Source organism: Pseudomonas sp. ES4 (assembly GCF_050586665.1).
GTDB classification, from domain to species: domain Bacteria; phylum Pseudomonadota; class Gammaproteobacteria; order Pseudomonadales; family Pseudomonadaceae; genus Aquipseudomonas; species Aquipseudomonas frederiksbergensis.
The window spans coordinates 57,575-80,079 of the sequence record NZ_JBOBDO010000020.1; the positions used below are offsets into that span (position 1 = coordinate 57,575).

Annotated in this window: 21 protein-coding genes; 7 read left to right on the plus strand and 14 right to left on the minus strand. The window is 61.6% G+C overall.

Annotated elements, in window-relative coordinates; all coding sequences use genetic code 11:
- Positions 1 to 86: 86 nt before the first annotated feature.
- Complete coding sequence (locus ACQ4OB_RS20730; RefSeq protein ID WP_074878432.1) at positions 87 to 1,196, minus strand: 2-aminoethylphosphonate--pyruvate transaminase; 1,110 nt, start codon at positions 1,194 to 1,196, stop codon at positions 87 to 89.
- 109 nt (positions 1,197 to 1,305) lie between these two features.
- On the opposite strand from ACQ4OB_RS20730, the gene ACQ4OB_RS20735 reads away from it, so the two are divergent.
- The gene (locus tag ACQ4OB_RS20735) at positions 1,306 to 2,169 is read left to right on the plus strand and encodes a LysR substrate-binding domain-containing protein (RefSeq protein WP_430956355.1); all 864 of its coding nucleotides are present in this window, start codon (positions 1,306 to 1,308) and stop codon (positions 2,167 to 2,169) included.
- A gap of 167 nt (positions 2,170 to 2,336) precedes the next feature.
- Here ACQ4OB_RS20735 and ACQ4OB_RS20740 read toward each other — a convergent pair whose 3' ends face one another.
- Positions 2,337 to 3,212 carry a LysR family transcriptional regulator gene (locus ACQ4OB_RS20740; RefSeq protein ID WP_074878428.1) on the minus strand — a complete coding sequence of 292 codons (876 nt, stop codon included), beginning with the start codon at positions 3,210 to 3,212 and terminating at the stop codon, positions 2,337 to 2,339.
- 268 nt (positions 3,213 to 3,480) lie between these two features.
- Here ACQ4OB_RS20740 and ACQ4OB_RS20745 point away from each other — a divergent pair, with 268 nt between their 5' ends.
- On the plus strand, positions 3,481 to 4,806 hold the full coding sequence (locus ACQ4OB_RS20745) for an MFS transporter (protein ID WP_074878426.1): 1,326 nt from the start codon (positions 3,481 to 3,483) through the stop codon (positions 4,804 to 4,806).
- A gap of 10 nt (positions 4,807 to 4,816) precedes the next feature.
- Complete coding sequence (locus ACQ4OB_RS20750) at positions 4,817 to 6,208, plus strand: FAD-dependent oxidoreductase (RefSeq protein WP_430956356.1); 1,392 nt, start codon at positions 4,817 to 4,819, stop codon at positions 6,206 to 6,208.
- 1 nt (position 6,209) lies between these two features.
- Here ACQ4OB_RS20750 and ACQ4OB_RS20755 read toward each other — a convergent pair whose 3' ends face one another.
- Positions 6,210 to 7,634: a type VI secretion system Vgr family protein gene (locus tag ACQ4OB_RS20755; protein WP_430956357.1), complete on the minus strand. Its 1,425-nt coding sequence runs from the start codon at positions 7,632 to 7,634 to the stop codon at positions 6,210 to 6,212.
- A gap of 233 nt (positions 7,635 to 7,867) precedes the next feature.
- Between ACQ4OB_RS20755 and ACQ4OB_RS20760 the strand changes: the two genes are divergently transcribed.
- A complete protein-coding gene (locus tag ACQ4OB_RS20760) occupies positions 7,868 to 8,575 on the plus strand; it encodes a YebC/PmpR family DNA-binding transcriptional regulator (RefSeq protein ID WP_074878420.1) in 708 nt (235 codons plus the stop codon).
- Between the two features lie 118 nt (positions 8,576 to 8,693).
- On the opposite strand, the gene ACQ4OB_RS20765 is transcribed toward ACQ4OB_RS20760, so the two are convergent.
- The 8 genes from ACQ4OB_RS20765 to ACQ4OB_RS20800 form a co-directional block, all read right to left on the minus strand.
- A complete protein-coding gene (locus tag ACQ4OB_RS20765; protein ID WP_430956358.1) occupies positions 8,694 to 10,007 on the minus strand; it encodes a leucine-rich repeat-containing protein kinase family protein in 1,314 nt (437 codons plus the stop codon).
- Positions 10,008 to 10,260: 253 nt separating this feature from the next.
- Positions 10,261 to 11,307, minus strand: a complete 1,047-nt coding sequence (locus ACQ4OB_RS20770) for an ABC transporter substrate-binding protein (protein WP_074878416.1) — start codon at positions 11,305 to 11,307, stop codon at positions 10,261 to 10,263.
- Between the two features lie 18 nt (positions 11,308 to 11,325).
- Complete coding sequence (locus tag ACQ4OB_RS20775) at positions 11,326 to 12,441, minus strand: NAD(P)/FAD-dependent oxidoreductase (RefSeq protein WP_430956359.1); 1,116 nt, start codon at positions 12,439 to 12,441, stop codon at positions 11,326 to 11,328.
- Complete coding sequence (locus ACQ4OB_RS20780; RefSeq protein WP_430956360.1) at positions 12,438 to 13,793, minus strand: FAD-dependent oxidoreductase; 1,356 nt, start codon at positions 13,791 to 13,793, stop codon at positions 12,438 to 12,440. Before ACQ4OB_RS20780 ends, ACQ4OB_RS20775 begins: the two co-directional genes overlap by 4 nt.
- Before the next feature lie 154 nt (positions 13,794 to 13,947).
- Positions 13,948 to 14,238 (minus strand): (2Fe-2S)-binding protein, encoded by a 291-nt coding sequence (locus tag ACQ4OB_RS20785; RefSeq protein WP_008148449.1) that lies wholly within the window; start codon positions 14,236 to 14,238, stop codon positions 13,948 to 13,950.
- Positions 14,239 to 14,245: 7 nt separating this feature from the next.
- Entirely contained in the window at positions 14,246 to 15,040 is a 795-nt protein-coding gene (locus ACQ4OB_RS20790) for an ABC transporter permease (protein WP_008148452.1), read from the minus strand.
- 6 nt (positions 15,041 to 15,046) lie between these two features.
- Positions 15,047 to 15,916, minus strand: a complete 870-nt coding sequence (locus ACQ4OB_RS20795) for an ABC transporter permease (protein WP_430956361.1) — start codon at positions 15,914 to 15,916, stop codon at positions 15,047 to 15,049.
- On the minus strand, positions 15,913 to 16,932 hold the full coding sequence (locus ACQ4OB_RS20800) for an ABC transporter ATP-binding protein (protein WP_074878408.1): 1,020 nt from the start codon (positions 16,930 to 16,932) through the stop codon (positions 15,913 to 15,915). Before ACQ4OB_RS20800 ends, ACQ4OB_RS20795 begins: the two co-directional genes overlap by 4 nt.
- A 244-nt stretch (positions 16,933 to 17,176) precedes the next feature.
- Here ACQ4OB_RS20800 and ACQ4OB_RS20805 point away from each other — a divergent pair, with 244 nt between their 5' ends.
- A complete protein-coding gene (locus tag ACQ4OB_RS20805; RefSeq protein WP_430956362.1) occupies positions 17,177 to 18,013 on the plus strand; it encodes an IclR family transcriptional regulator in 837 nt (278 codons plus the stop codon).
- A gap of 137 nt (positions 18,014 to 18,150) precedes the next feature.
- Here the strand turns inward: ACQ4OB_RS20805 and ACQ4OB_RS20810 are convergent, their stop codons facing one another.
- Together ACQ4OB_RS20810 and ACQ4OB_RS20815 are read right to left on the minus strand one after the other, a co-directional pair.
- The gene (locus tag ACQ4OB_RS20810) at positions 18,151 to 18,903 is read right to left on the minus strand and encodes an anti-sigma factor family protein (protein ID WP_430956363.1); all 753 of its coding nucleotides are present in this window, start codon (positions 18,901 to 18,903) and stop codon (positions 18,151 to 18,153) included.
- A complete protein-coding gene (locus ACQ4OB_RS20815) occupies positions 18,900 to 19,406 on the minus strand; it encodes a sigma-70 family RNA polymerase sigma factor (protein ID WP_430956364.1) in 507 nt (168 codons plus the stop codon). The genes ACQ4OB_RS20810 and ACQ4OB_RS20815 overlap by 4 nt, the downstream gene beginning before the upstream one ends.
- Before the next feature lie 158 nt (positions 19,407 to 19,564).
- On the opposite strand from ACQ4OB_RS20815, the gene ACQ4OB_RS20820 reads away from it, so the two are divergent.
- Together ACQ4OB_RS20820 and ACQ4OB_RS20825 are read left to right on the plus strand one after the other, a co-directional pair.
- Positions 19,565 to 20,653, plus strand: a complete 1,089-nt coding sequence (locus ACQ4OB_RS20820; protein WP_074878402.1) for a catalase family peroxidase — start codon at positions 19,565 to 19,567, stop codon at positions 20,651 to 20,653.
- On the plus strand, positions 20,650 to 21,195 hold the full coding sequence (locus tag ACQ4OB_RS20825) for a cytochrome b (RefSeq protein WP_430956365.1): 546 nt from the start codon (positions 20,650 to 20,652) through the stop codon (positions 21,193 to 21,195). Before ACQ4OB_RS20820 ends, ACQ4OB_RS20825 begins: the two co-directional genes overlap by 4 nt.
- 54 nt (positions 21,196 to 21,249) lie before the next feature.
- On the opposite strand, the gene ACQ4OB_RS20830 is transcribed toward ACQ4OB_RS20825, so the two are convergent.
- Complete coding sequence (locus ACQ4OB_RS20830) at positions 21,250 to 22,449, minus strand: MFS transporter (protein WP_430956366.1); 1,200 nt, start codon at positions 22,447 to 22,449, stop codon at positions 21,250 to 21,252.
- Positions 22,450 to 22,505: the final 56 nt, after the last annotated feature.

Below are 22,505 nucleotides of genomic sequence, written 5' to 3' on the forward strand. Positions count from 1 at the left end.
GATAGGTCCCTGTCAGTCGACATCAAGGGTGAATGTCAGGCCGCTATCGCGAGCAGGCTCGCTCCCACAGGGGAATGCGGTGTGAATCAGATTTCGAGGACTTCCATCTCGCGCAGTACTTCGGCGATAGCCGCCACCGCCGCGTGCATCTCGGCCTGGTTGACGTGGCCGATGCAGCCGACACGGAAGGTTTCGACCTGGGTCAATTTGCCGGGGTAAAGGATGAAACCCTTGGCCTTGACGCGTTCGTAGAATTCCTTGAACTGGTAGCGCGGGTCTTTCGGTGCGTGGAAGGTGACGATGATCGGCGCCTGAATCGCGGCAGGCAGGAAACTGCGTAGCCCCAGTCTGGCCATGTCATCGAGCAGCACCTGGCAGTTGTTGGCATAGCGCTGATGCCGGGCGGGCAAGCCACCTTCTTCGTTGTATTGCAGCAGGGCTTCGTGCAGGGCGGCGACCACGTGGGTCGGCGGGGTGAAGCGCCACTGGCCGGTCTTGGCCATGTAGGTGTGCTGATCGAAAAGGTCCATTGCCAGCGAATGCGAGTTACCGGCGGCATTGGCCAGCGCTTCTTTGCGAGCGAAGACAAAGCCCATTCCCGGCACGCCTTCCAGGCATTTGCCCGAAGCGGCGATCAGCGCGTCGAACGGCACCTGTTGCGCGTCGATCGGCAAGGCGCCAAAAGAACTCATGGCGTCGATGATCAGGCGTTTGCCGTGTTGCGCGATGACGTGGGCGATTTCCGGCAGCGGGTTGAGGATGCCGGTGCTGGTTTCGCAGTGAATCAGCGCGACGTGGGTGATGCTGGCGTCGGCACGCAGCAGGCGGTCGACGTCGGCGGCGGTGGTCGGCTCGTCTTCGGCGGTTTCGAAGGTGCTGAAGGAGCGGCCGAGCACTTCGCAGATTTTCGCCAGGCGTTTGCCGTAAGCGCCATTGATCAGCACCAGGACTTTGCCGTCGCGCGGCACCAGCGTGCCGATCGCCGCTTCGACCGCGAACGTGCCGCTGCCTTGCAGGGGCACGCAATGGTGGCTGTCGCCGCCGTTGATGATCGCCAGCAGTTGTTCGCACAGGCTGGCGGTCAGTTGATTGAAGCGGTCATCCCATGAACCCCAGTCAACCATCATCGCCTGACGGGTGCGGGCCGATGTGGTCAGTGGGCCGGGGGTGAGCAGGATGGGTTCGGCAGTACTCATTCTCGTGTCCTCGCAATCGATGGGATGAAGCTACGGGGCTTAAATTGCAATTTGCCGAGCTATCAATCAAATTGTTTGTTGTTATGCCAGTCATCAGTGAGGGTTATTCATGAACCTGTTCCAGCTCCGCGCATTCGATGCGGTGGCCCGCGAGGGCAGTTTCACCCGGGCCGCCGCGCGACTGTTCATCAGCCAACCGGCGGTCACCGGGCACATCAAGGCGCTGGAGGAGCATTACCAGATCACCCTGTTGCGGCGCACCGCGCGACGGGTGGAACTGACGGAGGAGGGCACCAAACTGGCCGCGATCACCCGGGCGATGTTCGGTCTGGCCGAAGAAGCGCAGGTGATGCTCGAGGCCAACCGACAGTTGCTGACAGGGCGTCTGGAAGTTGCGGCGGACGGGCCGCACATGGTGATGCCGATGCTGGCGAGTTTGCGGGCGCGGTATCCGGGCATTACCGTGAACCTGCGGCTGGGCAATGCTCAGGAAACCTTGGCGGCGTTGCTGTCGGAGCATGCCGACGTGGCAGTGCTGACCGAGGTCGAACCGCGCAAGGGCCTGCATTTGCAAGGCTTGAGTGAATCACGGATTTGTGCGCTGGTGCCTGATGGCCATCCCTGGGCGCAGATGTCGAAGGGAGTACCGCTCAAGGCGCTGGATCAGGTGATCATGGTGTTGCGCGAGCCCAGTTCGATCACCCGGCGCACCTTCGACGAGGCGTGCGCGGCGGCGATGGTCAGTCCACGGGTGTTGCTGGAGCTGGACAGTCGCGAGGCGGTGACCGAAGCCGTCGCCGCAGAGTTGGGGGTTGGCGTGGTGTCGTCGGTGGAGGTCAGCCACGACCCGCGGGTGGCTGCGGTGCCGATTGTTGGTGAAGGGTTGGTAAACCGACACATGATTGGCTGCATGGAGCGGCGGCGGGATTTGCGCTTGATACAGGCGTTTTTCGAGTTGGCACCCGGCCGATAGACCGAGGTGCGGCCTTCGCGAGCAAGCCCGCTCCCACATTGGATCTACAGCGTTCACAAAATGGATCGTTCCCACGCTCTGCGTGGGAATGCCTCAATGGACGCTCTGCGTCCGCTTTGGGACGCGGAGCGTCCCGGGCTGCATTCCCACGCAGAGCGTGGGAACGATCATTGGGGGAGGCTTTCGCGAACCATCTGCAGAAACGTCGCCACCACCCGCCGCGAACTCTGCTCGCGCAAGCACACCAGTGTCTCGGTCAACCGCCGTTTGCAGTCGGTAATCGGCAACGCGCAAACCCTGGAATCTGCACCGAACTCGGCAGCAGAAACAACACCAACGCCAATCCCCACCACCACCGCTTCCCGCGCCGCTTCCCGGCCTTCAACCTGAATTGCCGGGCGAATGCGAAAGCCTGCCTGAGCCATTTCTTCTTCCAGCGTCTGGCGCGTCACCGAACCGATTTCCCGCAGCACCAAAGGCGTGTCATCCAGGTCCGCGAGGCAAATCGACTCACGGCCGGCCCACGGGTGATTGCGCGAAACGAACGCCACCATCGGGTCATTGCGCAGCGGCAGCGAGATCAGACGTTCGTCACTGACATCGCGACCGAGCAACGCCAGGTCGGCCTGGTAATTGAACAACCGGAACAGCGATTCATCGGTGTTGCCGGTTTCGATCTTCACGCTGATACCGGGGTAGCGTTCGCAGAACCGCGCGATCTGCGGCAGCACATGCACCGGCGCATCGACGGCGAGAATCAGGGTGCCCGTCTGCAATGCCTGGGATTCCTGAAGTAACTCTTGAGCCTCGGCCTCGATGACGAACAACCGCTGGGTAATGCTCAACAACCGCTCACCCAGATCCGTCAGGCGCACCGAGCGTTTGTTGCGGTGGAACAGCAGCACACCGAAACGCTCTTCGAGCTTGCGCACTTGGTCGGAAATCGCCGGTTGCGTGAGGAATAGCCGCTCGGCGGCTTTGGTAAAGCTTCCGTGGACGGCCACGGCATGGAAGGCTTTGAGCTGGGCGTGGGAAACCGACATCGAAAACTCCAGTAACAAGCTGAGCTTATATTTGAAATACGATAAATCGATTTCACTTATTAATCAGTAATTGTTTTTATCCACCTCAGCCCCGGTGACTGGTCAGTCGAACAGCGTCGGCGGCCATGAGCCTGTGCGTGCAACAGCAGGACTCATCTGACCGATATCGCCTCAGGGAAGCTGCGATATCGAAGTGCTCAACAATAAAAAAACAGGCGTTATTTCTCAATTTCTGCCGGCACACTCACACCCTGAGGTCAGAACCACCATGAACAAGCACATCGGCACCATCAAGCGTTGGCGCGTGCAGATCTTCGCGATCACCTGGCTCGCTTACGCCGCGTTCTACTTCACCCGCAAAGCCTTTTCCGTGGCAAAACTGGGGATCGCCGAAGATCCCACCTTCATGCTCGACAAAATGGCCATGGCCAACCTCGACGCCATCTACCTCACGGCTTACGCCATCGGGCAATTCACCTGGGGCATCCTGGCCGACCGCTTTGGTCCAAGGGTCGTAGTGTTTGGCGGGTTGCTGATTTCAGCGGCGGCAGCCTTGGTGATGGGCAGTTTTGCGACGTTGCCAATCTTCGCTACCTGCATGTTGATTCAAGGGTTCGCCCAGTCCACCGGCTGGTCCGGGCTGTGCAAGAACCTCGGGAGTTTCTTTCCCTCTGAACAGCGCGGGCGGGTGCTGGGGCTGTGGAGTTCCTGCTACGCCTTTGGTGGGTTGGTGGCGTCGCCGTTTGCTGGCTGGTGGGCGTATACGCTGATCGGCACCTGGCATGCGGCGTTCTTTTCCAGTGCGGCGGTGGTTGGGCTGGTCGCCGTGCTGTTTTTTATTTTTCAGCGCAACAAACCCGAAGACGTTGGCTTGCCGGCGGTGGAACCGGAGCCGCAACTGACGGCGCAAGAGGCTGATGCGCAAAGCAGGATCAGCATTCTGGAACCGTTGAAAGAAATCCTGCGCAACCGCACCGTGCTGGTCCTGGGGCTCGCGTACTTTCTGCTGAAACCGGCACGCTACGCGATTCTGCTCTGGGGCCCGGTGATCGTCTTCGAGCAGATGCCCTCGGTGGGCAAGGTCGGCGCGGCCATCATTCCGACTGCCTTTGAACTGGCCGGGTTGCTTGGGCCGATTCTGCTGGGGCTGGCATCGGACAAACTGTTCGGCGCTCGACGCATGCCGGCGTGTGTGCTCAGCCTGTTGGCGCTGACCGTGACCCTGGCGTTGTTCATGGGTGCCCTGCATACCGGCAGCGTGATGCTGGTGGTGGCGCTGCTGTTCGTCATGGGCCTGACCCTGTACGGACCGGACTCGATGATCAGCGGCGCGGCGGCGATCGATTTCGGCACCGCCAAGGCGGGTGCTACAGCGGCCGGTTTCGTCAACGGTTGCGGCTCGGTCGGGGCGATTCTCGGCGGATTGCTGCCGGGCTACTTCGACTCGGTCACGGTGTTCATCGTCTTCGCTGGCTGCGCGTTGTTTTCGGCCCTGGTGTTGATCCCACACTGGAACAGCCGTCCGGCTGGCCTGCGTGCCGAAAGCACTTTCGTACCTGACCAACCGATCAGCGTAAAACCTCTGCGTACTTAAGGATTGACCCATGAGACCTTTCTGGCTGGAACAGGCGCTGGCGGCCGAGTCCTGCGCGCCATGCGAACCCTTGGCGGGCGACACCCGCGCCGATGTCTGCATTGTCGGCGGTGGCTACACCGGGTTGTGGACGGCGATCATGCTCAAGCAACAGAACCCCGAACTGGATGTGCTGTTGATCGAGGCCGATATCTGCGGCGCCGGCGCCAGTGGTCGCAACGGTGGTTGTGCACTGTCGTGGTCGGCCAAGTACTTCACCCTTGAACGGCTGTTCGGCGTCGAAGAAGCCGTGCGGCTGGTCAAGGAATCGGAGCGCAGCATTCATGCCATCGGCGCCTTTTGCGAGCAGTACGCGGTGGACGCCGATTACCGCCTCGACGGTACGCTCTATACCGCCACCAACCGCGCTCAATGCGGCTCGACCGATGCTGTGATCGCAGCGTTGGAGCGCAATGGCATCAACTCTTTCAGCCAACGACCGGTGGCCGACGTGCAACGCATGGCCGGTTCCAGCAAACATCTGGAAGGCTGGTTTTCCCCGGCGGCGGCCAGCGTGCAACCGGGCAAACTGGTGCGCGGCTTGCGCCGGGTCGCCTTGCAGCTGGGGGTGAAGATTCACGAGCATACCGCCATGACGAGGTTGCAGGAGGGCAAGCCTGCGCTGGTACAAACCTCGAACGGCACAGTTCGCGCGGATCGCGTGGTGCTGGCGATGAACGCCTGGATGGCCCGGGCGTTTCCACAGTTCGAGCGCAGTGTGGCGATTGTTTCCAGCGACATGCTGATCACCGAACCGCGCCCCGATCTGCTTGACGAAATCGGTTTGACCAGCGGCGTCACCGTGCTCGATTCGCGGATTTTCGTGCACTACTACCACAACACCCCGGACGGCCGAATCATGCTCGGCAAGGGCGGCAATACCTTTGCTTACGGCGGGCGAATGTTGCCGGTGTTCGATCAGCCATCGCCCTATGCCGGTTTGTTGCAACACAGCCTGGGCGAGTTCTTTCCGGCGTTTGCCCAGGTCAAGGTCGAGGCGACCTGGAACGGTCCGTCTGATCGCTCGGTCACCGGTTTGCCGTTTTTCGGTCAGATGAGCGCCAGCGGCAACGTGTTTTATGGTTTCGGATACTCCGGCAGCGGGGTTGGCCCGTGTCATATGGGCGGGCAGATTCTCGCCTCGATGGTTCAAGGGCTGGATAATGCCTGGACCCGTTCGCCTCTGGTCAACGGCCCGTTGGGCTTGTTTCCGCCGGAACCGATTCGTTACCTCGGCTCATTGATGGTGCGCAACGCCATCCGCCGCAAGGAGCGCGCCGAAGATCATGGGCATCGGCCGCGGCATCTGGATGTGCGTCTGGCGAAATTCGCGGCGGCGGCAGGCAAGGCCGACAAGGGCTGAGTCAGGGCGATGGGTCCGAGCGATTGACCAGCCAATCGAGCAGCAAATCGCTATCGCGGCGTGGCTCGGGATCAGGCCGGGTGCGCGGGTGATGGCCCATGCCGATACACAGCACCGGTCGGTCCGGGTCACTGTCGAGAAAACTGATCAGGACGTCGCTGCCGGCCTTTGGCAGGCTGGACGCATCAATCCGACCGTCCGGCGTTGCAAAGGCCACCGGTAACCAGATACCCACAGATTCAAGCGGATCCGCTTGCGCGGTTGGCCACAGCCTGACTTGTATTCGACCTCGATCATCCAGCGCCGGCGGTTGCCCGGCAGGGCCCAGTACCCGGGCGGGCTGGTAACCCGGGATGCTCGGCCTGGTCTGTTTGAGTGCCGGCCTGAATACCGTTGACCAGGGAATGGCGGTGAACTGATTGCGGTAATGAACGACAGTGACCGGTTTGTCGGTGGCAAGAATCGAAGGTTGTTGCCCTTGATGTCGGGTTTCGGTGAGCAGCCATTGATCGTTGAAATTCGCCAGTGGATGTTCCGACACTTGCACGATCCGTGCGCTGCGCAGTGCGCACTGGTTGCTTTGACCGTGGATCTGCAGGTACTGGCAACGCAGACGTTCCAGTTGTCGTCGGCTCAACTGATCGTGATGGATGTGCTCGGGCGCGGGGCGGACCATGACCGGTAAGGGTTTGCTGAGCGCGTGGTTGGCCGCGCCATCGTCGGGTTTTTGCGAGCCACGATTCCTGGCCTCCAGTCGTGAGGGAATGGGCGGCGAGTCATGGCGCTGGAACAACTCACTGATCGTCGGCCCGTCACTGTCTTCGGGCGCGTTGCCCTGGAATGGCGTAAGGACGGGGTCCTGGGGGAAGCTCAGGCTGTCATCTGCCAGGATCAGCACATGCCCTTCGCGCTGATGTTCGAAGTGATAGTGAATGCCTTCTTCTTCGCACAGCCGTTGCAGTAATGCCAGGTCGCTCTCCTCGTACTGAATGCAAAAAGGCCGGACGGGATAGTGTCCGCTGGATAATTCGAAGCGATAGCTCGCCTCGGGCACATCATGTTCCTCCAGCAGTTGGCGCAGGATCATCGGTACGCTGAGGTGATGAAAGACCCGGCGTGAACGCTGCCGGTCGAGCCATTGAATGTAGGGCACGAGCACCAGTTTGTAGCCGATCCGGTGTGGGCCGCGATGTTCGCGACTGGCACTGTGAAGTACGCCATGAAGACCCTGGCCCTCCATCAGGCTGAGGAACACCGGTTGTTGCAGCAATCGGTCGAGGTTCATGGCCGGCGCGAGGCCGATCACTTCGATGTCGAATCGATAGGGCTGGTTGAGGGCTTCTCGGCCACTGAACTGCAACACCTGCAAACTCAAATCGCCGTCGAGAAGTGTCAGGGTGAAGGGGCTTTCCTTGTCGTTGTGCATCGAACGCGCTTCTGCCATGGAATTCGGGCGCAGAGGGTACGAAACCATAGCCCTTTATAGTCACCGCAAATCGAAGTTTCAGAATCGCCCTACAACTGACGGTGAAGATGTCGATGGGTCATGCGGGTTAACAGGGTGGATTTTTTGGTCGATTGCCAACTTTAGGGCGTATAAACTTGCGCCCATGCGTCGGCCAATAGATGTCTCGGCGCCACAGATCAAGAGAGTGAGTAATGGGCGCACAGTGGAAGGTTAAACACAAAGAAGCGGCATCTAACGCCAAGGGCAAGATCTTCGGCAAACTGGTAAAAGAAATCACCATCGCTGCGCGTAACGGTGCCGATGTCGCGACCAACGCACATCTGCGGCTGGTGGTTGAACAGGCCAAGAAAGCCTCGATGCCCAAGGAAACCCTGGATCGCGCGATCAAGAAAGGCGCGGGCCTGCTGGGTGAAACCGTGCAGTACCATCGCGTGACCTATGAAGGCTTCGCACCGCATCAGGTGCCACTGATCGTTGAATGCGTGACCGACAACATCAACCGCACCGTCGCTGAAATCCGCGTTGCGTTCCGCAAGGGCCAATTGGGCGCTTCCGGTTCGGTAGCGTGGGACTTCAACCATGTCGGCATGATCGAGGCGTCCCCGGACAGCCCGGACGCCGATCCGGAAATGGCCGCCATCGAAGCCGGCGCCCAGGATTTCGAGGCGGGTGACGAAGAGGGCACGACCCTGTTCCTGACCGAGCCTGCGGACCTGGACGCCGTGCAGAAAGCCCTGCCCGAGCAAGGGTTCACCGTGTTGTCGGCCAAGCTGGGCTATCAGCCGAAAAACCCGGTCAGCGGTCTGAGCGATGAGCAGATGGCTGAAGTCGAGGCCTTCCTTGAAGGCCTTGATAACCACGATGACGTGCAGGACATGTTTGTCGGGTTGGCGGGGTAATTTGATTTTTCAGTGATACCGCTATCGCGAGCAGGCTCACTCCCACAATTGACCGAGTTGTCTGTAAGGACGCGATCTAATGTGGGAGCGGGCTTGCTCGCGAATGACCGCGCAGCGGTCACCGATTTTCCAGTACTCGTACAATCTCCGCGAACCCCGGTCGCTCCAGCACCTGCGGCTGACAGCAGCGCTGCTGCAATTGCTCCAGATGCACACGACCTTCATCGCTCAACCCCGAGTCGATCCGCTCCAGCAATTCCCCCAGCAAAATCCCGAACGCTCGCACTTCTATCCGTTGCAGCGCACGGCTTTCAAGGCTGTCCGAGATGGCATGGAAAGACGCGGCGCCAAAATCCCCCAACAGGCAATCACCGTGCTCGTTCCACAAAATGTTGTGGCCGTAGAGGTCGCCGTGGGTGATGCCATGCTGGTGCAAATGTTCGGCTGCCGAGGCGATACCAGAGGCGATGCGCAATGCTACGCCAGCGCTGAGCCGGGTGTCGTTGGCGTAAACGTCGCGGGTGCATGACGCCAGGCTCGGCAGGCCGGCCAGATTGCGATAGCTCGGATCGATCAATTGCATCACCAGCCCGGCCTGGGCTTCCGGATGCCCGACGATGCGGCCTTTAACCCGGATCAGGTTGGGGTGACTACCGGCGGTGATGCAGGCGTTCATCTCGTGTAACGGCGAGCCATCGCTGGTCATTTCGCCTTTGTAGAGCTTGACGGCGACCGCTGTGGCCGGGTGGTTCGGTCGATCCCAAACAGCCCGATAAATAACCCCTGACGCGCCTTCGCCCAGTTGCTGCTCCAGACGCAGTTCAGACCACGGAATGCGGGGTGTGGCTTCGAGGGCAGCCGCATCGGCTTCGGTCTCCAGCGGGTTACCGGCGTACGCCAACCAGCTCAGGCTGGGCAGGGTCAGCAGCCACTCGGGCAACTCGCTCAACTGATTGGCGGCGATGCGGATCAGTTCGAGTCGATGGCAATGCCGCAAGCTCTGCGGCAAATCTTGCAAGCGGTTGCCAGCCAGCATGAGTTTTTGCAGGAGCGGGCGTTCACCCAGTTCGGCCGGCAGCTCAGTGATGCAGTTATCGGTCAGGATCAGCCAGCGCAGCAACGGTGGCAGGGCCGCGCCTGGCACGCGCTCGATACGATTGGCCTTGAAGCCGACCATCGTCAGTGCGGCGCATTGGCCCAGGCAAACGGGCAGCTCGGTGAACAGATTGTCCGCGCAGAACAGCACGCGTAAACGGGTCAGGCGGTGCAAGTCGTCCGGCAGGCTGCTCAAGGCATTGCCGCTGAGGTCGAGGACTTCCAGCGAGTCCGCCAGGTCGAAGATTTCCCTCGGAAACTCCGTCAGGCCGCCGCTGAGGTCCAGACGGGTAATGCCCGACAGTTGGCCGGCGCGTAGTTGGGCAAGGGTATCCATGAACAGATTCACTATTGATCGAGAGGAGGGCGCACAGGCCCGGAAGCGGGCGACATGATACCGGCAAAGGTGGGGTGGCTGTTAAACCGCTATCGCGAGCAGGCTCGCTCCCACACTGAAGTTGTGTTGTACACCGATCCAATGTGGGAGCGGGCTTGCTCGCGAAGGCGGTGTGTCATTCACCATTCGGTTTCCTGACCTTACGCATTCGCGGGCAAGCCCGCTCCCACAGGGTTTGCTGTGTTGCCTCGGGTTAGCGCTCGATACTGCGATTCCACCGCGCATTCCACGCTGGGCGCTGTTCGTTGACCTGATCCCAATCGATCGCAATGGCAGTGGCCAGGTACTGTTTCATCGCTTCGACCTGGCCACGAGTCTTGTCGGTGGTCGGGGTATTCGGGTTGGACGGGATCTGGTCACCGTCTTCAAGCGCGGCGGCCTGGGCTTCAGGCGTCAGCAAGAAAGCGGCGAGTTTTTGTGCCAATTCCGGCTGAGTGTTGTTGGCGATGGCACATTCGGCCACGTTGAGCACCACGGCGCCTTCCTTCGGCTGCGCATACTCCACCGGCATGCCCTTGAGTTTCAGCGCGGTGACCTGGGTCGGCGTCAACGGGAACAACGCGGCTTCGTCGGTCTGAAGCATTTCGGAAATCTTCGCCGAGCTCGGAATGTACTCCAGCACGTTGCGCCCGACGGTGTTCGGCCACGCCTTGAAGCCTGGTTCGACGTCGGTTTCGCTGCCGCCCTGAATCCGGTTGAACATCAAAAACCCGTGCAGGCCAAAGGTCGAGGAGGCCATCGACTGGAACACCAGTTTGTCCTTGAAGCGCGGGTCAGCCATGTCCATCCACGAGGTCGGTGCGGTCCAGCCTTTCTCCTTGAACAGCCGCGTGTTGTACGCCAGCCCGGTCACGCCGAGGCTGACCGCCACCGCTTGATCCTTGATGCGACCCTTGGCCGGAATCTGCGCCAGCGGGGCGCTGTCTTCAAGTTTGTCGCACAGCCCCATGGCGATGGCGCGGTACATGATGCCGTCGTCGAGGAACATCACGTGCATCTGCGGGTTGCCTTTGCTGGCCTGGACCTTGGCCAGAATGTCGGCGGAGGTGCCTGGCACGATCACCACTTTGACGTTGTTGGCCTTCTCGAAAACCGGTAGCACCTTGTCGGCATAGAGCCGCTCCATGGTCCCGCCGTTCATGCCCAGGTAAAGCGTCGGTTCGGCCTGGGCCTGGGTGGCGGCGAGCAGGGCGCCCAAGCAGGAGATACCGAGCAGTGCAGTGCGTTTGACGTTATTCATTAGCGCGACCTTCCTCTATCAAGCAACGGAGATGGAGTGAAACCGGGTGATGGAAAACGCATCCAGCGACGTTTTTGAAGCGCCGCTGCAGATGATTTCGGTGAGCGCCTGGCCCACCGCGGGGCCGATCTGAAAGCCCGCACCGGCAAAGCCGAATGCGTGTAACAGACCGGGTTGAGTGCCACTGTGGCCGATCACCGGTTGGCGATCGGGCAGGTAACCTTCGGTGCCGCTCCAGGTGCGAATCGCCTGGGCGCCTTCAAGAAACGGATAAAGCTCGACGGCTTGACGCAGGATCTCGATCACGGCGTGCTGGCCCGGCCGGGCGCGGGCGCCATCAAGGGCAAAACCCTGGCCGCCACCCAATACGCAATTGCCGCGAGCGACCTGACGGGCATAGATACCGCCGCCCTCGACCCCGGTGCTGGCATTCATCACCAGCGGCAACGGCTCAGTGACCAACATCGCCGGGTGCCCGGCGTGCATCGGCACCGCCTCACCGAACTGTGATGCCAGGCTGCCGGCCCAGGCTCCGGCGCAGTTCAAAAGCCAGGGCGCGTGCAGGTCGAGACCGGTTTGCGTGCTGATACGAAAACCTTGGCCGTCATGTTCCACCGCCGTCACCGCGCATTGTTCATGGACCTGCGCGCCATGTCGCCGCGCCGCCCGGGCAAACGCCGGGGACACCAGTCGTGGGTTGGCGTGACCGTCATCGGGGCAAAACGAGGCACCGACCGCCACCTCGCCGACCCACGGAAAACGTGCGCGTAATTCACTGCGCTCAAGCACCTGTAAGTCGAGACCAAAGCCCCGACTGCTGGCGGCATAGTCTTGCAAGGCGTGCAAATCGTTGAGGCTGCGGGCCAGTTTCAGGTGGCCGCTGCGCTGATACTCACCGTCGATGCCAATCAGCTGTGGCAGTTGTCCCCAGATGTCGTGGGCCCGTTGCGACAGCGGTAGTTGCGAGAGTGGTCGCCCCTGGCGCCGCACGCCGCCGTAGTTCACGCCGCTGGAATGCGAGCCACAGAAGTCCCGCTCCAGTAGCGCCACGCGACGCCCGGCCTTGCTCAGAAACAGCGCGGCGGAGGCGCCGACAATTCCGCCGCCAATGATGACGGCATCGACTTCGATCATGACTCGACCTCCAGACCAAACGGCAGGGGTTTGATGGGGGCCTGAGCCCTCAGGCGACCAATGTCGGAGATGGCGCGCTGGCTTTCGCAGGCAATGATTTCCGCTGCGGCGGCGCCGCACATCCGTCCCTGGCAGCGGCCCATGCCGATCCGGCAATGCGCCTTGACCCGGTTGATCTCCCAATGACCCTCGCGCACAACCTGGCGGATGTCGCCGGCGCGCACTTCTTCGCAGCGGCAGATCATCACGTCATTCGGGGCCTCGGCGGCCCAATGTTCGGGAAAGATGAAGGCCCGTTCCAGGCCTTGGCGGAAGGTATCGATCCGTCCCAGCGCTTGCTCCAATTGCGCCCCACGTTGCGGCGGGATCAGGTAACCGATGTCTTCGAGCAACGCCAGGGCCGCGCGTTCACCGGCCATTTCCGCCGCGTCGGCGCCCATGATGCCGGCGCCGTCACCGGCCAGGTAAACCTCGGCGACACTGCTGCGACCGGCGCTGTCCCGTTGCGGCAGCCAGGCGCGGTTGAGCGGGTTCCAGGCGAATTCACAGCCGAGCAGGTCGGCGAGTTGGGTTTCACTGCGCAGGCCGTGGGCGAAGGCGACGGCGTCGCACTCCAGTTGCTGATCGCCCTTGGCGTTGCGCCAGGTCAGCGATTGCACACGCTGTTTGCCGTCGATGCCTGTGAGGCTGGCACCTTGGTGCACCGGGATGCCGTGGGCGGTCAGCCAACTGCGGTAATAAATGCCTTTGGCCAGGGTGGCCGGCTGCGAGAGCAGACCGGACAGGGCGCGGGCCTGAGCGCTGAACGGCGAGCTGTCGAGCACCGCGACCACCTTGGCGCCGGCCTTGGCGTATTGATATGCCACCAGGTACAGCAACGGCCCACTGCCGGCGAACACCACGCGTTCACCGATGGCGCAGCCTTGAAACTTGAGGGCGATCTGCGCCGCGCCGAGGCTGTAAACCCCGGGAAGGGTCCAGCCTGGCACCGGCAGAATCCGGTCGGTGGCGCCCGTGGCGACAATCACACGGGAGAACGCCAGCCGCGCGGCGCGGCCTTCATGCAAGGTGTCGAGCGCGCTATCCTCGGCGTTCCACACCAACGTCTCGGGACGGTAATCGAGTTGCTCGCGCAGCGCGTCAATCGTCCGATGCAGCGCGTTGGCCTTGCCGGCTTCGAAGCCATACAGCTTGACCGGCGAGCGCTTGAAGTTTGCCGGTTGGCGCCGATAAATCTGCCCGCCCCCGTGTGCTGCTTCGTCCAGCAGCACCGGGCGAAGTCCATGCGCAACCAGCGTCTGCGCTGCCCGAATGCCGGCCGGACCGGCACCAATGATGACCACCGAATTCATACCCACCTCATGTGTGAGCGACGCAGATCCCTTGTGGGAGCGAGCCTGCTCGCGATGACGGCGGTACATTCAACATTAATGCTGGCTGACAGATTGCTATCGCGAGCAGGCTCGCTCCCACAGGGGATCCGGTTTCGGCAGATTGAAAAGGTGTTCATAGGGACCGCCCCGGTTCGCGGCTGATCTGCTGACCGGCTTCGAGCAGCGTCGAGCAGGCACGCACGCGTCGACCATCGCCCAGTCGAACCCAGCAGTCCTGACACGCACCCATCATGCAAAACCCGGCACGGGGTTCGGCGCTGAAGTCGCTGCCGCGCAAGTGTTCGCTGCAGGTCAGCACCGCCGTCAGCAAAGTGTCGCCGAGCAGGCCGGTGGCCGGCGTGCCGTCGAGGGTAAAGTCCAGGGCCGGGCGGTCGCCTTCGGCCAGTCGTTTCAGCAGAGCCATGGCGCCCTCATTGTTTGCCCACCAGAACCCGATCGAGGCCGTAGACCCGGTCGAGCAAAATCATCGTCAACGCGGTCAACCCAATCACCAGTGCCGACACCGCCGCCATCATCGGATCGATGGATTCGGTGGCGTACACGTACATCCGCACCGGCAAGGTTTGCGTGGCCGGCGAGGTGACGAAAATCGACAGCGTGACCTCATCGAAACTGTTGATGAACGCCAGCAGCCAGCCACCGGCCACCCCCGGCAGAATCATCGGCAAGGTGATTTCCCGGAACAGCGTGAAGCGCCCGGCACCGAGCGATTGCGCGGCGTGTTCGGCGCTGCGATCCAGGCCGATGGCCGACGCCAACACTAGTCGCAGCACGTACGGCGTGATCACCAGCACGTGGGCGAAGATCAGCCAGGCGAAGCTGCCGTTGACCCCCATCAGCGCAAACAACCGCAGCAACGCCACACCCAGCACCAAGTGCGGAATGATGATCGGCGACAGGAACAGACCGTTGAGAAAGTCGCGGCCGGGGAACTCGAAGCGAGTGATTGCCAGCGCCGCCGGCACCGCAATCAGCGTCGCCAGACTGGCCGCGCAAAACGCCAGGATCAGGCTGTTGTAGAACGCATCGACAAAGTCAGCACGCTCGAACACGGCGCGGAACCAGCGCAGGGAAAACTCCGTGGTGGGCAGGCTCAAGGTGTTTTCCGGGGTGAAGGCCACGAGGCAGACCACCACCAGCGGCGCCAGCATGAACAGCACCACCAGGGTATGGAACAGCAGGGCGAAAGGACCGTTCTTGGACATGACGAGTTATCCCAATGACTTCTTGTAGCGGCCTTCGATCATCCGGTTCCACGAGAGCATGATCAGCAGGTTGAGCAACAACAGGGCCACGGCGATGGCCGCGCCCATCGGCCAGTTGAGCTCCGACAGGTACTGGTCGTAGATCAGCGTGGCGACCATTTTTATCCGGCGTCCGCCGAGCAGGCCGGGAATCGCGAAAGAGCTGGCGGCGAGGCCGAACACGATCAAGGTGCCGGAGAGCACGCCCGGCATGATCTGCGGCAGCACCACTTGGCGCATCACGGTGAAGTGGCTGGCACCGAGGGACATCGCGGCTTGTTCGGCGGCCGGGTCGAGTTTCTGCAGCGAGGTCCAGACCGGAATGATCATGAACGGCAGCATCACGTGGACCAACGCAATCACCACTGCGAACGGCGTGTAGAGCAGCTTCATCGGCGAGCCGCCAAAGGCTTGCAGGATCTGGTTGACCAGGCCGTCGGCACCCAGCAACAGGCTCCAGCCGAAGGCGCGCACCACCACCGAAATCAACAGCGGGGTGAGGATCAGAATCAGGAAAATCGAGCGCCACGGCGCGCCCATGCGGCTGAGGATGTAGGCCTCGGGCACGCCGATCACCACGCAGAGCAGGGTGGTCAGGGCGCTGATCCACATCGTGCGCAGAAAGATTTCGTAGAAGTACGGATCGCCCAGCAAGCTGCTGTAGTGATCAAGGGTGTAGGCGTCGCCGTTGATCCCCGAGCTGTAGTCGAAGACGTTGAACGACAGCACCAAGGTCAGCAGCAGCGGGATCACCAGCAGGCCGAGGTACAAGGCCAGGGCCGGTGCCGACAGCCAGTAACCCTGGCGTCCGTGGCGAATGGCGACAAGCGTACTCATGCCGGCACCTCGTCGACGGTTAGCACCCGCAGCAACGTTGCGTCCCAATCGAGCCCGACCGCCGTGCCTTCGGTCAGCGGTGCCGAACCGTCGTTGCGGCGCACCACGCTGAGTTCGCCCAGGGTTGTCGAGACGCCGTACAACCATTGGCTGCCGAGAAAGAAGCGGCTGACGATATTGCCTTGCAGGCGGCCTTGACCTTTGTCCCGCAGGTCGATTTTTTCCGGACGCAGGCTCAGGATCAGTTCGCCGCCACTGCGAACCTGGACCACACCCGCGTCATCACGCTCGCCGGGCAGCAGATTGGCCTTGCCGACGAACCCGGAAATGAACTCGGTGCGCGGGTGTTCGTAGAGGGTGTACGGCGCGTCGATCTGGGTGATGCGCCCGGCCTGCATCACCACCACCCGGTCGCTGATGGACAGCGCTTCGGACTGGTCATGGGTGACCATCAGCGTGGTGATCCCGACTTCGCGCTGGATGCGGCGGATCTCGTACTGCATCTCTTCGCGCAGGTTGGCGTCGAGGTTGGACAGCGGCTCATCGAGCAGCAGCACCGGCGGCTCGATCACCAAAGCTCGAGCCAACGCAACACGCTGACGCTGGCCGCCGGAAAGCTCTCGCGGATAACGCTCGGCATGCTGGTTGAGGCGCACCAGTTTCAGCACCCGGTCCACTCGCTGCTGCAACTCGCCATTGGCCACTTTGCGCATGCGCAGGCCGAAGGCGACGTTGTCTTTCACGGTCATGTGCGGGAACAGCGCGTAACTCTGGAACACCACGCCCAAACCACGGCTGGCGGGTTTGGCGTGGGTGATGTCGCGACCGTCCAGCACAATGCGTCCGCTGCTGACTTCGACGAAGCCGGCGATCATTTGCAGAGTGGTGGTTTTACCGCAGCCGGAGGGGCCGAGCAGCGAGACGAACTCGCCTTTCTCGACCGAGAGGTTGGTGGCCACGACGGCGTCGATCTCACCGTAGCGTTTGCCGAGTCCTTCAAGTTGCACAAAAGCCATAACTGCGCTCCACCTGAGATTGTTATGCATCGCCCGAAGGCGCGCTTTTTTGTATGGGCAGATACGAAAAGGTCTTGCGGGGTGCGTTGGCGCTCGACTTCTGTCGGCTGCCGCTGTTGTTCGAATCGCCCCTGTCTGGACGCAGAGTAGGACGAAGAATAGGATGGGCTCAATGGCCTATTTCACTGAGACGATGACTATTTTCAGTTTCATTCGGTGAGTAAATTAATACTCGAGAAAACCCATGACAGATTCCATTGATCGGAATGAAAGCAAAAGTGATGTCGGTGTCGGCGCGGTCTCCAGACTGTTTGCCGTGCTGCGCAGTCTGGGTGACAACGTCGAGGGCGGGGAACGGGTGACACAACTGGCCCAGCGCATTGGCTTGTCACAACCGACCACGCACCGATTGCTGCGTAGTTTGATGGATGAAGGGATGGTCGAGCAGGATGCGCGCAGCAAACGCTATCGCTTGAGTCTGGAGTTTTTTGCCCTGGCGGCCCGTGCCGGGAACACCGGAAACCTGCGCGAACTGGTGCGTCCGGCGTTGCTGCGGCTGTCGGCGTCGTTGGGGGATTCGTTGTTCTTGCTGGCGCGCAGTGGTTTTGATGCGATTTGCCTGGATCGCAGCGAAGGGCCGTTTCCGATCCGCACCTTTACCGGTGACATCGGCGGGCGGGTGGCGCTGGGCGTGGGGCAGGGCAGCCTGGCGATTCTGGCGTTCCTGCCGGAAGAAGAGCGCGACACGGTGATTCACTACAACTTGCCGAGGCTCAAGGATTTCCACCTGTACGACGAGGTGTTCCTGCGCTCGGAAGTCGAGAACGTGCGCAAGCTCGGTTATGCCGGGCGCAACACCGGCGTGTTGCAGGGCATGGCCGGGGTGGCGGTGCCGATTCTGGATCGTGAAGGGCGGGCGGTCGCGGCACTGAGCGTGGCGACCGTGAGTGATCGGCTGGGGCCGGATCGATTGCCGACGGTGGTCGAAATGCTTAAGCGCGAAGCGGCGCTGATCGGACCGCGGATCAATCCGTTCGACCCTTTATTGCGTAGGCCTTCGCAAGTGTTTGGGCAGGGCTGACCCCGCTCCCACAGGGAATCGATCGTTCCCACGCTCCGCGTGGGAATGCAGTCCGGGACGCTCTGCGTCCCAAAACGGACGCGGAGCGTCCGGTGAGGCATTCCCACGCCGAGCGTGGGAACGATCAGTATCGGAAGTCAGAACTGCACGGTTTGCTTGAGCATCTGCGCCGCCGGCGTATCAGTGGGGCTGACCATCGCGTAGTTGTACCCGCCCCCTGACCAGTACTCGGCCTGCAACCCGCCATCGCTGCGACTGCCCCTCGGCAACAGGTAGTTTTTCGGACCCGGTGGGCGGACGTAGAAGCTGACTTTATGGCCGCCCTGATCCTCGTAGACCACCATCGCCGCCGGCCCTTGCTCGGTGCTCAGCAAGCGTCCGCTGACCGGTTTGAAACCGGCGCCCGAAAGGTCAGGCAAGCGATTGGCCTGAGTGAAATAGCGGTCGAGCCAACCCTGCATGTCACCGTCATCACTGACTTTGTAATCGGCCGGCAGGATGCCTTGCTGGGCAATCAGGCGATAGGCCTGCAGGGCATCGGTCATTGGTAGTTGGGCACTGATGAGCGTCATCTCCCGGGCTTGCCAGCCGCTGAATCCGCCGACGCTGACCGCGATCAGCAACACGGCGGCGCTGGCCAGGTGACGGCGAGATTGTCGTTTTAGGCGTTGGCGAATCAGCGCCGGGTCGAGATCCGGGTTGGCCGGTTGCTGCAGCGCGCCGCTCAATGCCGCGCGCAATTGTTGGGCGTCCTGCTGCCAGGCACGCACTTGGGCAGCCACTTCCGCGTTGCTGGCCAGAAAAGTCTCCACCAGACGTCGGTCGGCATCGCTGAGTTGCTGGTCGACATAGGCGTGCAGGTCACGCTCGCTTGGGGGCAGGCTGATCATTTGAGTCTCCGCAGGGAAGGGCGGGTGATTTCGCCGTCGCTCAACTGGCGCAAGGCCTGGCGGGCACGGGACAGGCGGGACATCACGGTGCCGGTGGGGACGTCGAGAATCTCGGCGACCTCCTTATAACTCAAGCCTTCGACCGAGACCCAGAGCAGCAGGGCGCGTTGTTCGGTGGTGAGCTGGTCGAAAGCTTGCAGGGTTGATTGGGCGATCACGGTGCGTTCCACCGATGGCTGTGAATCGTCACGCCCGGTAAAGAATTCGAGCATCCGCGCATAACGCCGGGAGCGTCGGTGAGCATCGAGAAACTGTCGATACAGAATCGAAAACAGCCAGGCGCGCAAGTCGCCGTCGGGGTGTTTGTCGCCCCAACTCGACAGCGCGCGTTCAAGGCAAGACTGCACCAGGTCGTCGGCGCTGCTGGGATTGCGCGTCAATGACACGGCAAACCGGCGCAGTCCGGGAATGATTTCTCGCAGTTGTTCGTCGATATCGTTCATGAAGTTCTGGCTAGTCACTACGCTTTGGACTAGGAAGACGCCCGGCATTGGAGGTTATTCCACGCCTGAAAAAATAAATACCGCGCGATGGAATAAACCGCCACGGTGTTCGTCTGCTTGATCCTTCTCACTTGTGGCCGATGGCCCTGGAGTCTTTCATGGTAGATCGCTCGTCACCGCCAACCCGGCCACCCTTGAGTGCCGCGAGCCTGACATTACGTCTGGCCGGTATCGCTGTGGTGGTTGCCGCCCTGGCTGGGGCTTTTGCCTACGTCAACGGCACCTTTGACCCACAGCGCCTGACCCCGAAAAAACTGGTCAATGTGCTGGAGACCAACAACGGCGTGCACCCCGGCTTCCGACGCAATCACTCCAAAGGCGTGTGCGTGATCGGGCATTTCGAGAGCAGTGGCGAGGCGCGCAGCTATTCCAGCGCTCAGGTGTTCAATGTTGCGCGGACCCCCGTGGTGGGGCGTTTCGCCTTGCCGGCCGGCAATCCTTATGCGCCGGACAACAGCGTGCCGATCCGCAGCCTGGCGTTGCGATTCACCCAGGCCAACGGCCAGCAGTGGCGCACCGGGATGAACAGCATGCCAGTGTTCCCGGTGGGCACCCCCGAAGCGTTCTATCAATTGCAGCAGGCCCAGTCACCGGACCCGGCCACCGGCAAGCCGAACCCGGCTGCCGTGCCAGCATTCTTCGGTTCGCATCCGGAAGCAGGACCGTTCCTGGCCTGGATCAAAACCGCCAAGCCGTCGGCCAGTTACGTGACGGAAACCTACAACAGCGTCAATGCGTTTTACCTGGTGAACGCGGCCGGGCAACGGCAAGCAGTGCGCTGGAGCATGGTGCCCGTCGCTCAGGATGCCGCGGGTGCTACGGCGCCTGAAGGGGGGGAATTCCTGGAGAAAGACCTGGTTCAGCGCATTTCCGCAGGACCGCTGCGTTGGCAGTTGAACATCACGCTGGCCAACCCTGGCGATCCGGTCAACGACGCCAGCAAGGCCTGGCCCGAGGGTCGCAAAGTGTTGAACGCCGGCACCCTCGTACTTGAAAGCACCCAGCCGCAACTCAGTGGCGAATGTCGCGATATCAACTACGACCCGCTGGTACTGCCCGCCGGCATCGAAGGTTCCGACGACCCATTGCTCGCCGCTCGTTCAGCGGGGTACGCCAATTCCTACTTGCGTCGTACCAGCGAAGTCAGCCAGTTGCCCTCTGCCCATAAACAGGAGTCTCGTCAATGAGCGCTCAACCGAACCACTTCGCGCCATTAGCGCGATTGCTGCACTGGCTGATGGCGCTGATGATCATTGCCATGCTGTTTATCGGCGCGGGCATGGCCGCTTCAGTGTCCGAGCGTCATGAGTGGCTGATTCATCTGCACAAACCCTTGGGCGTTGCGATTCTGCTGTTGGTGATCGTTCGCCTGGCCGTGCGCTTTTCCACTCGACAGCCACCGCTGCCAGCGGATCTGCCGGGTTGGCAAGCGCTGGCGGCCAAGGCTTCGCATGTTTTGCTGTACGCGTTGATGCTGATCCTGCCGCTGCTGGGTTGGGCGATGATTTCAGCGGCGGGGGATCCGGTGATGCTCAGCAGCTCGCTGCAGTTGCCGTCGATCGTACCGGCGAATGCGCAGGTGTTTGCGTTCCTGCGCAAGGCTCACGGGTATCTGGCGTACTTGCTGTTCCTGACGGTGCTGGTGCATTTGGCGGCGGCATTATTTCACGGCTGGGTGCGCCGCGATGACGTGCTGGACAGCATGTTGCGGGGCAAGGATCGCGGCTGATCCCTTACGTTCACTTGTAGCAGCAGCCTCGCAGGCTCGACAGCTGCTACACAGTCAGTGCGACGCGGCTTCCAATGGTTGGACCTTTGTGGCGAGTGTCAGCCACCAATAAATCAACGCCACAGCATTGATGCCTGCGCCCAGCAGGCATACGCCGAGCCAACCGGCCCACGCGTACATCGCCGTCGAACCGATCGACCCCAAGGCGCTGCCAATCGAATAGAACAGCATGTAGCCGGCGGTGAGTCGGCTTTGGGCTTCGGGGCGCACGCTGTAGATCATGCTCTGGCTGGTGACGTGCACGGCCTGCAAACCCAGATCCAGGGTAATCACGCCAAGCAGCAATGCCCACAACGAGGACTGGGTGAAGGCAATCGGCAGCCAGGAAACCAGCATCAACAAGAGTGACAAACCGCTGGTCCATTGTCCCAGGCCACGATCAGCCAGATGCCCGGCACGAGCGGCGGCCAATGCACCGGCGGCACCTGCCAGCCCGAATAATCCGATTTGTGTGTGGGACAACGACAGCGGCGGGGCGCTCAGCGGTAGCACCATGGGCGTCCACAACACCATGGCACTGGCGAAGGTCAGTAGCGCGAGCACCGCACGCTGGCGCAGCACCGGTTCTTCCTTGAACAGCTTGAATACCGAGCCCAGCAAAGCGCCGTAGGAACTGGCGGGTTGCGCAGCTTCATGTTTGGGCAACACACGAAACAGCAGCAACGCCATCACCAGCGTCAAACCCGCCGACAACAGATAGATCGAACGCCAACCGGCGAGGTCGGCCATGCCGCCGGCCACTGTCCGGGCGAGCAGAATACCGACGACGATGCCGCTGGTGACCACACCGACCACACGCCCTCGCTGTTTCGGGATGGCCAATGTCGCGGCGTAAGCCACCAACACTTGTGTCACGACAGCCAATAACCCGGTCAATGTCATGCCGATCAGCAGCCAGATGTTGTCAGGCGCCAGAGCGATCGTGAGCAAGGCCACCGCCGACAGCACAGTTTGCGTAACGATCAGGCGCCGGCGATTGAGCAGGTCACCCAGCGGCACCAGCAACACCAGGCCTGCGCCGTAACCGACTTGCGTCAGCGTGACGACGATGCCGATGGTTGCGGGGTCCATGGCGAAAGTCTCGGCCATGGCATCGAGCAGTGTTTGTGCGTAGTAAACATTGCCGACGGCCAGGCCGCAGGCGATGGCAAACAGCAGCACCACGGCGCCGCTCAATGGATGTTCAGGTTTCATGACGGGCTTCCTTGTGTGGTTTCAAAATGAAACCAGTTGTACGGTAAGGAAGCTGG

What these genes read in the sequence shown, in the direction of transcription:
- ACQ4OB_RS20805 (WP_430956362.1), top strand. Translation starts at nt 17,177, where the DNA reads ATGACAGATTCCATTGATCGGAATGAAAGCAAAAGTGATGTCGGTGTC.
- ACQ4OB_RS20800 (WP_074878408.1), bottom strand. Translation starts at nt 16,932, where the DNA reads ATGGCTTTTGTGCAACTTGAAGGACTCGGCAAACGCTACGGTGAGATC.
- ACQ4OB_RS20735 (WP_430956355.1), top strand. Translation starts at nt 1,306, where the DNA reads ATGAACCTGTTCCAGCTCCGCGCATTCGATGCGGTGGCCCGCGAGGGC.
- ACQ4OB_RS20815 (WP_430956364.1), bottom strand. Translation starts at nt 19,406, where the DNA reads ATGAACGATATCGACGAACAACTGCGAGAAATCATTCCCGGACTGCGC.
- ACQ4OB_RS20790 (WP_008148452.1), bottom strand. Translation starts at nt 15,040, where the DNA reads ATGTCCAAGAACGGTCCTTTCGCCCTGCTGTTCCATACCCTGGTGGTG.
- ACQ4OB_RS20780 (WP_430956360.1), bottom strand. Translation starts at nt 13,793, where the DNA reads ATGAATTCGGTGGTCATCATTGGTGCCGGTCCGGCCGGCATTCGGGCA.
- ACQ4OB_RS20825 (WP_430956365.1), top strand. Translation starts at nt 20,650, where the DNA reads ATGAGCGCTCAACCGAACCACTTCGCGCCATTAGCGCGATTGCTGCAC.
- ACQ4OB_RS20750 (WP_430956356.1), top strand. Translation starts at nt 4,817, where the DNA reads ATGAGACCTTTCTGGCTGGAACAGGCGCTGGCGGCCGAGTCCTGCGCG.
- ACQ4OB_RS20760 (WP_074878420.1), top strand. Translation starts at nt 7,868, where the DNA reads ATGGGCGCACAGTGGAAGGTTAAACACAAAGAAGCGGCATCTAACGCC.
- ACQ4OB_RS20785 (WP_008148449.1), bottom strand. Translation starts at nt 14,238, where the DNA reads ATGGCTCTGCTGAAACGACTGGCCGAAGGCGACCGCCCGGCCCTGGAC.
- ACQ4OB_RS20730 (WP_074878432.1), bottom strand. Translation starts at nt 1,196, where the DNA reads ATGAGTACTGCCGAACCCATCCTGCTCACCCCCGGCCCACTGACCACA.
- ACQ4OB_RS20745 (WP_074878426.1), top strand. Translation starts at nt 3,481, where the DNA reads ATGAACAAGCACATCGGCACCATCAAGCGTTGGCGCGTGCAGATCTTC.
- ACQ4OB_RS20820 (WP_074878402.1), top strand. Translation starts at nt 19,565, where the DNA reads ATGGTAGATCGCTCGTCACCGCCAACCCGGCCACCCTTGAGTGCCGCG.
- ACQ4OB_RS20775 (WP_430956359.1), bottom strand. Translation starts at nt 12,441, where the DNA reads ATGATCGAAGTCGATGCCGTCATCATTGGCGGCGGAATTGTCGGCGCC.
- ACQ4OB_RS20740 (WP_074878428.1), bottom strand. Translation starts at nt 3,212, where the DNA reads ATGTCGGTTTCCCACGCCCAGCTCAAAGCCTTCCATGCCGTGGCCGTC.
- ACQ4OB_RS20810 (WP_430956363.1), bottom strand. Translation starts at nt 18,903, where the DNA reads ATGATCAGCCTGCCCCCAAGCGAGCGTGACCTGCACGCCTATGTCGAC.
- ACQ4OB_RS20765 (WP_430956358.1), bottom strand. Translation starts at nt 10,007, where the DNA reads ATGGATACCCTTGCCCAACTACGCGCCGGCCAACTGTCGGGCATTACC.
- ACQ4OB_RS20770 (WP_074878416.1), bottom strand. Translation starts at nt 11,307, where the DNA reads ATGAATAACGTCAAACGCACTGCACTGCTCGGTATCTCCTGCTTGGGC.
- ACQ4OB_RS20830 (WP_430956366.1), bottom strand. Translation starts at nt 22,449, where the DNA reads ATGAAACCTGAACATCCATTGAGCGGCGCCGTGGTGCTGCTGTTTGCC.
- ACQ4OB_RS20755 (WP_430956357.1), bottom strand. Translation starts at nt 7,634, where the DNA reads ATGCACAACGACAAGGAAAGCCCCTTCACCCTGACACTTCTCGACGGC.
- ACQ4OB_RS20795 (WP_430956361.1), bottom strand. Translation starts at nt 15,916, where the DNA reads ATGAGTACGCTTGTCGCCATTCGCCACGGACGCCAGGGTTACTGGCTG.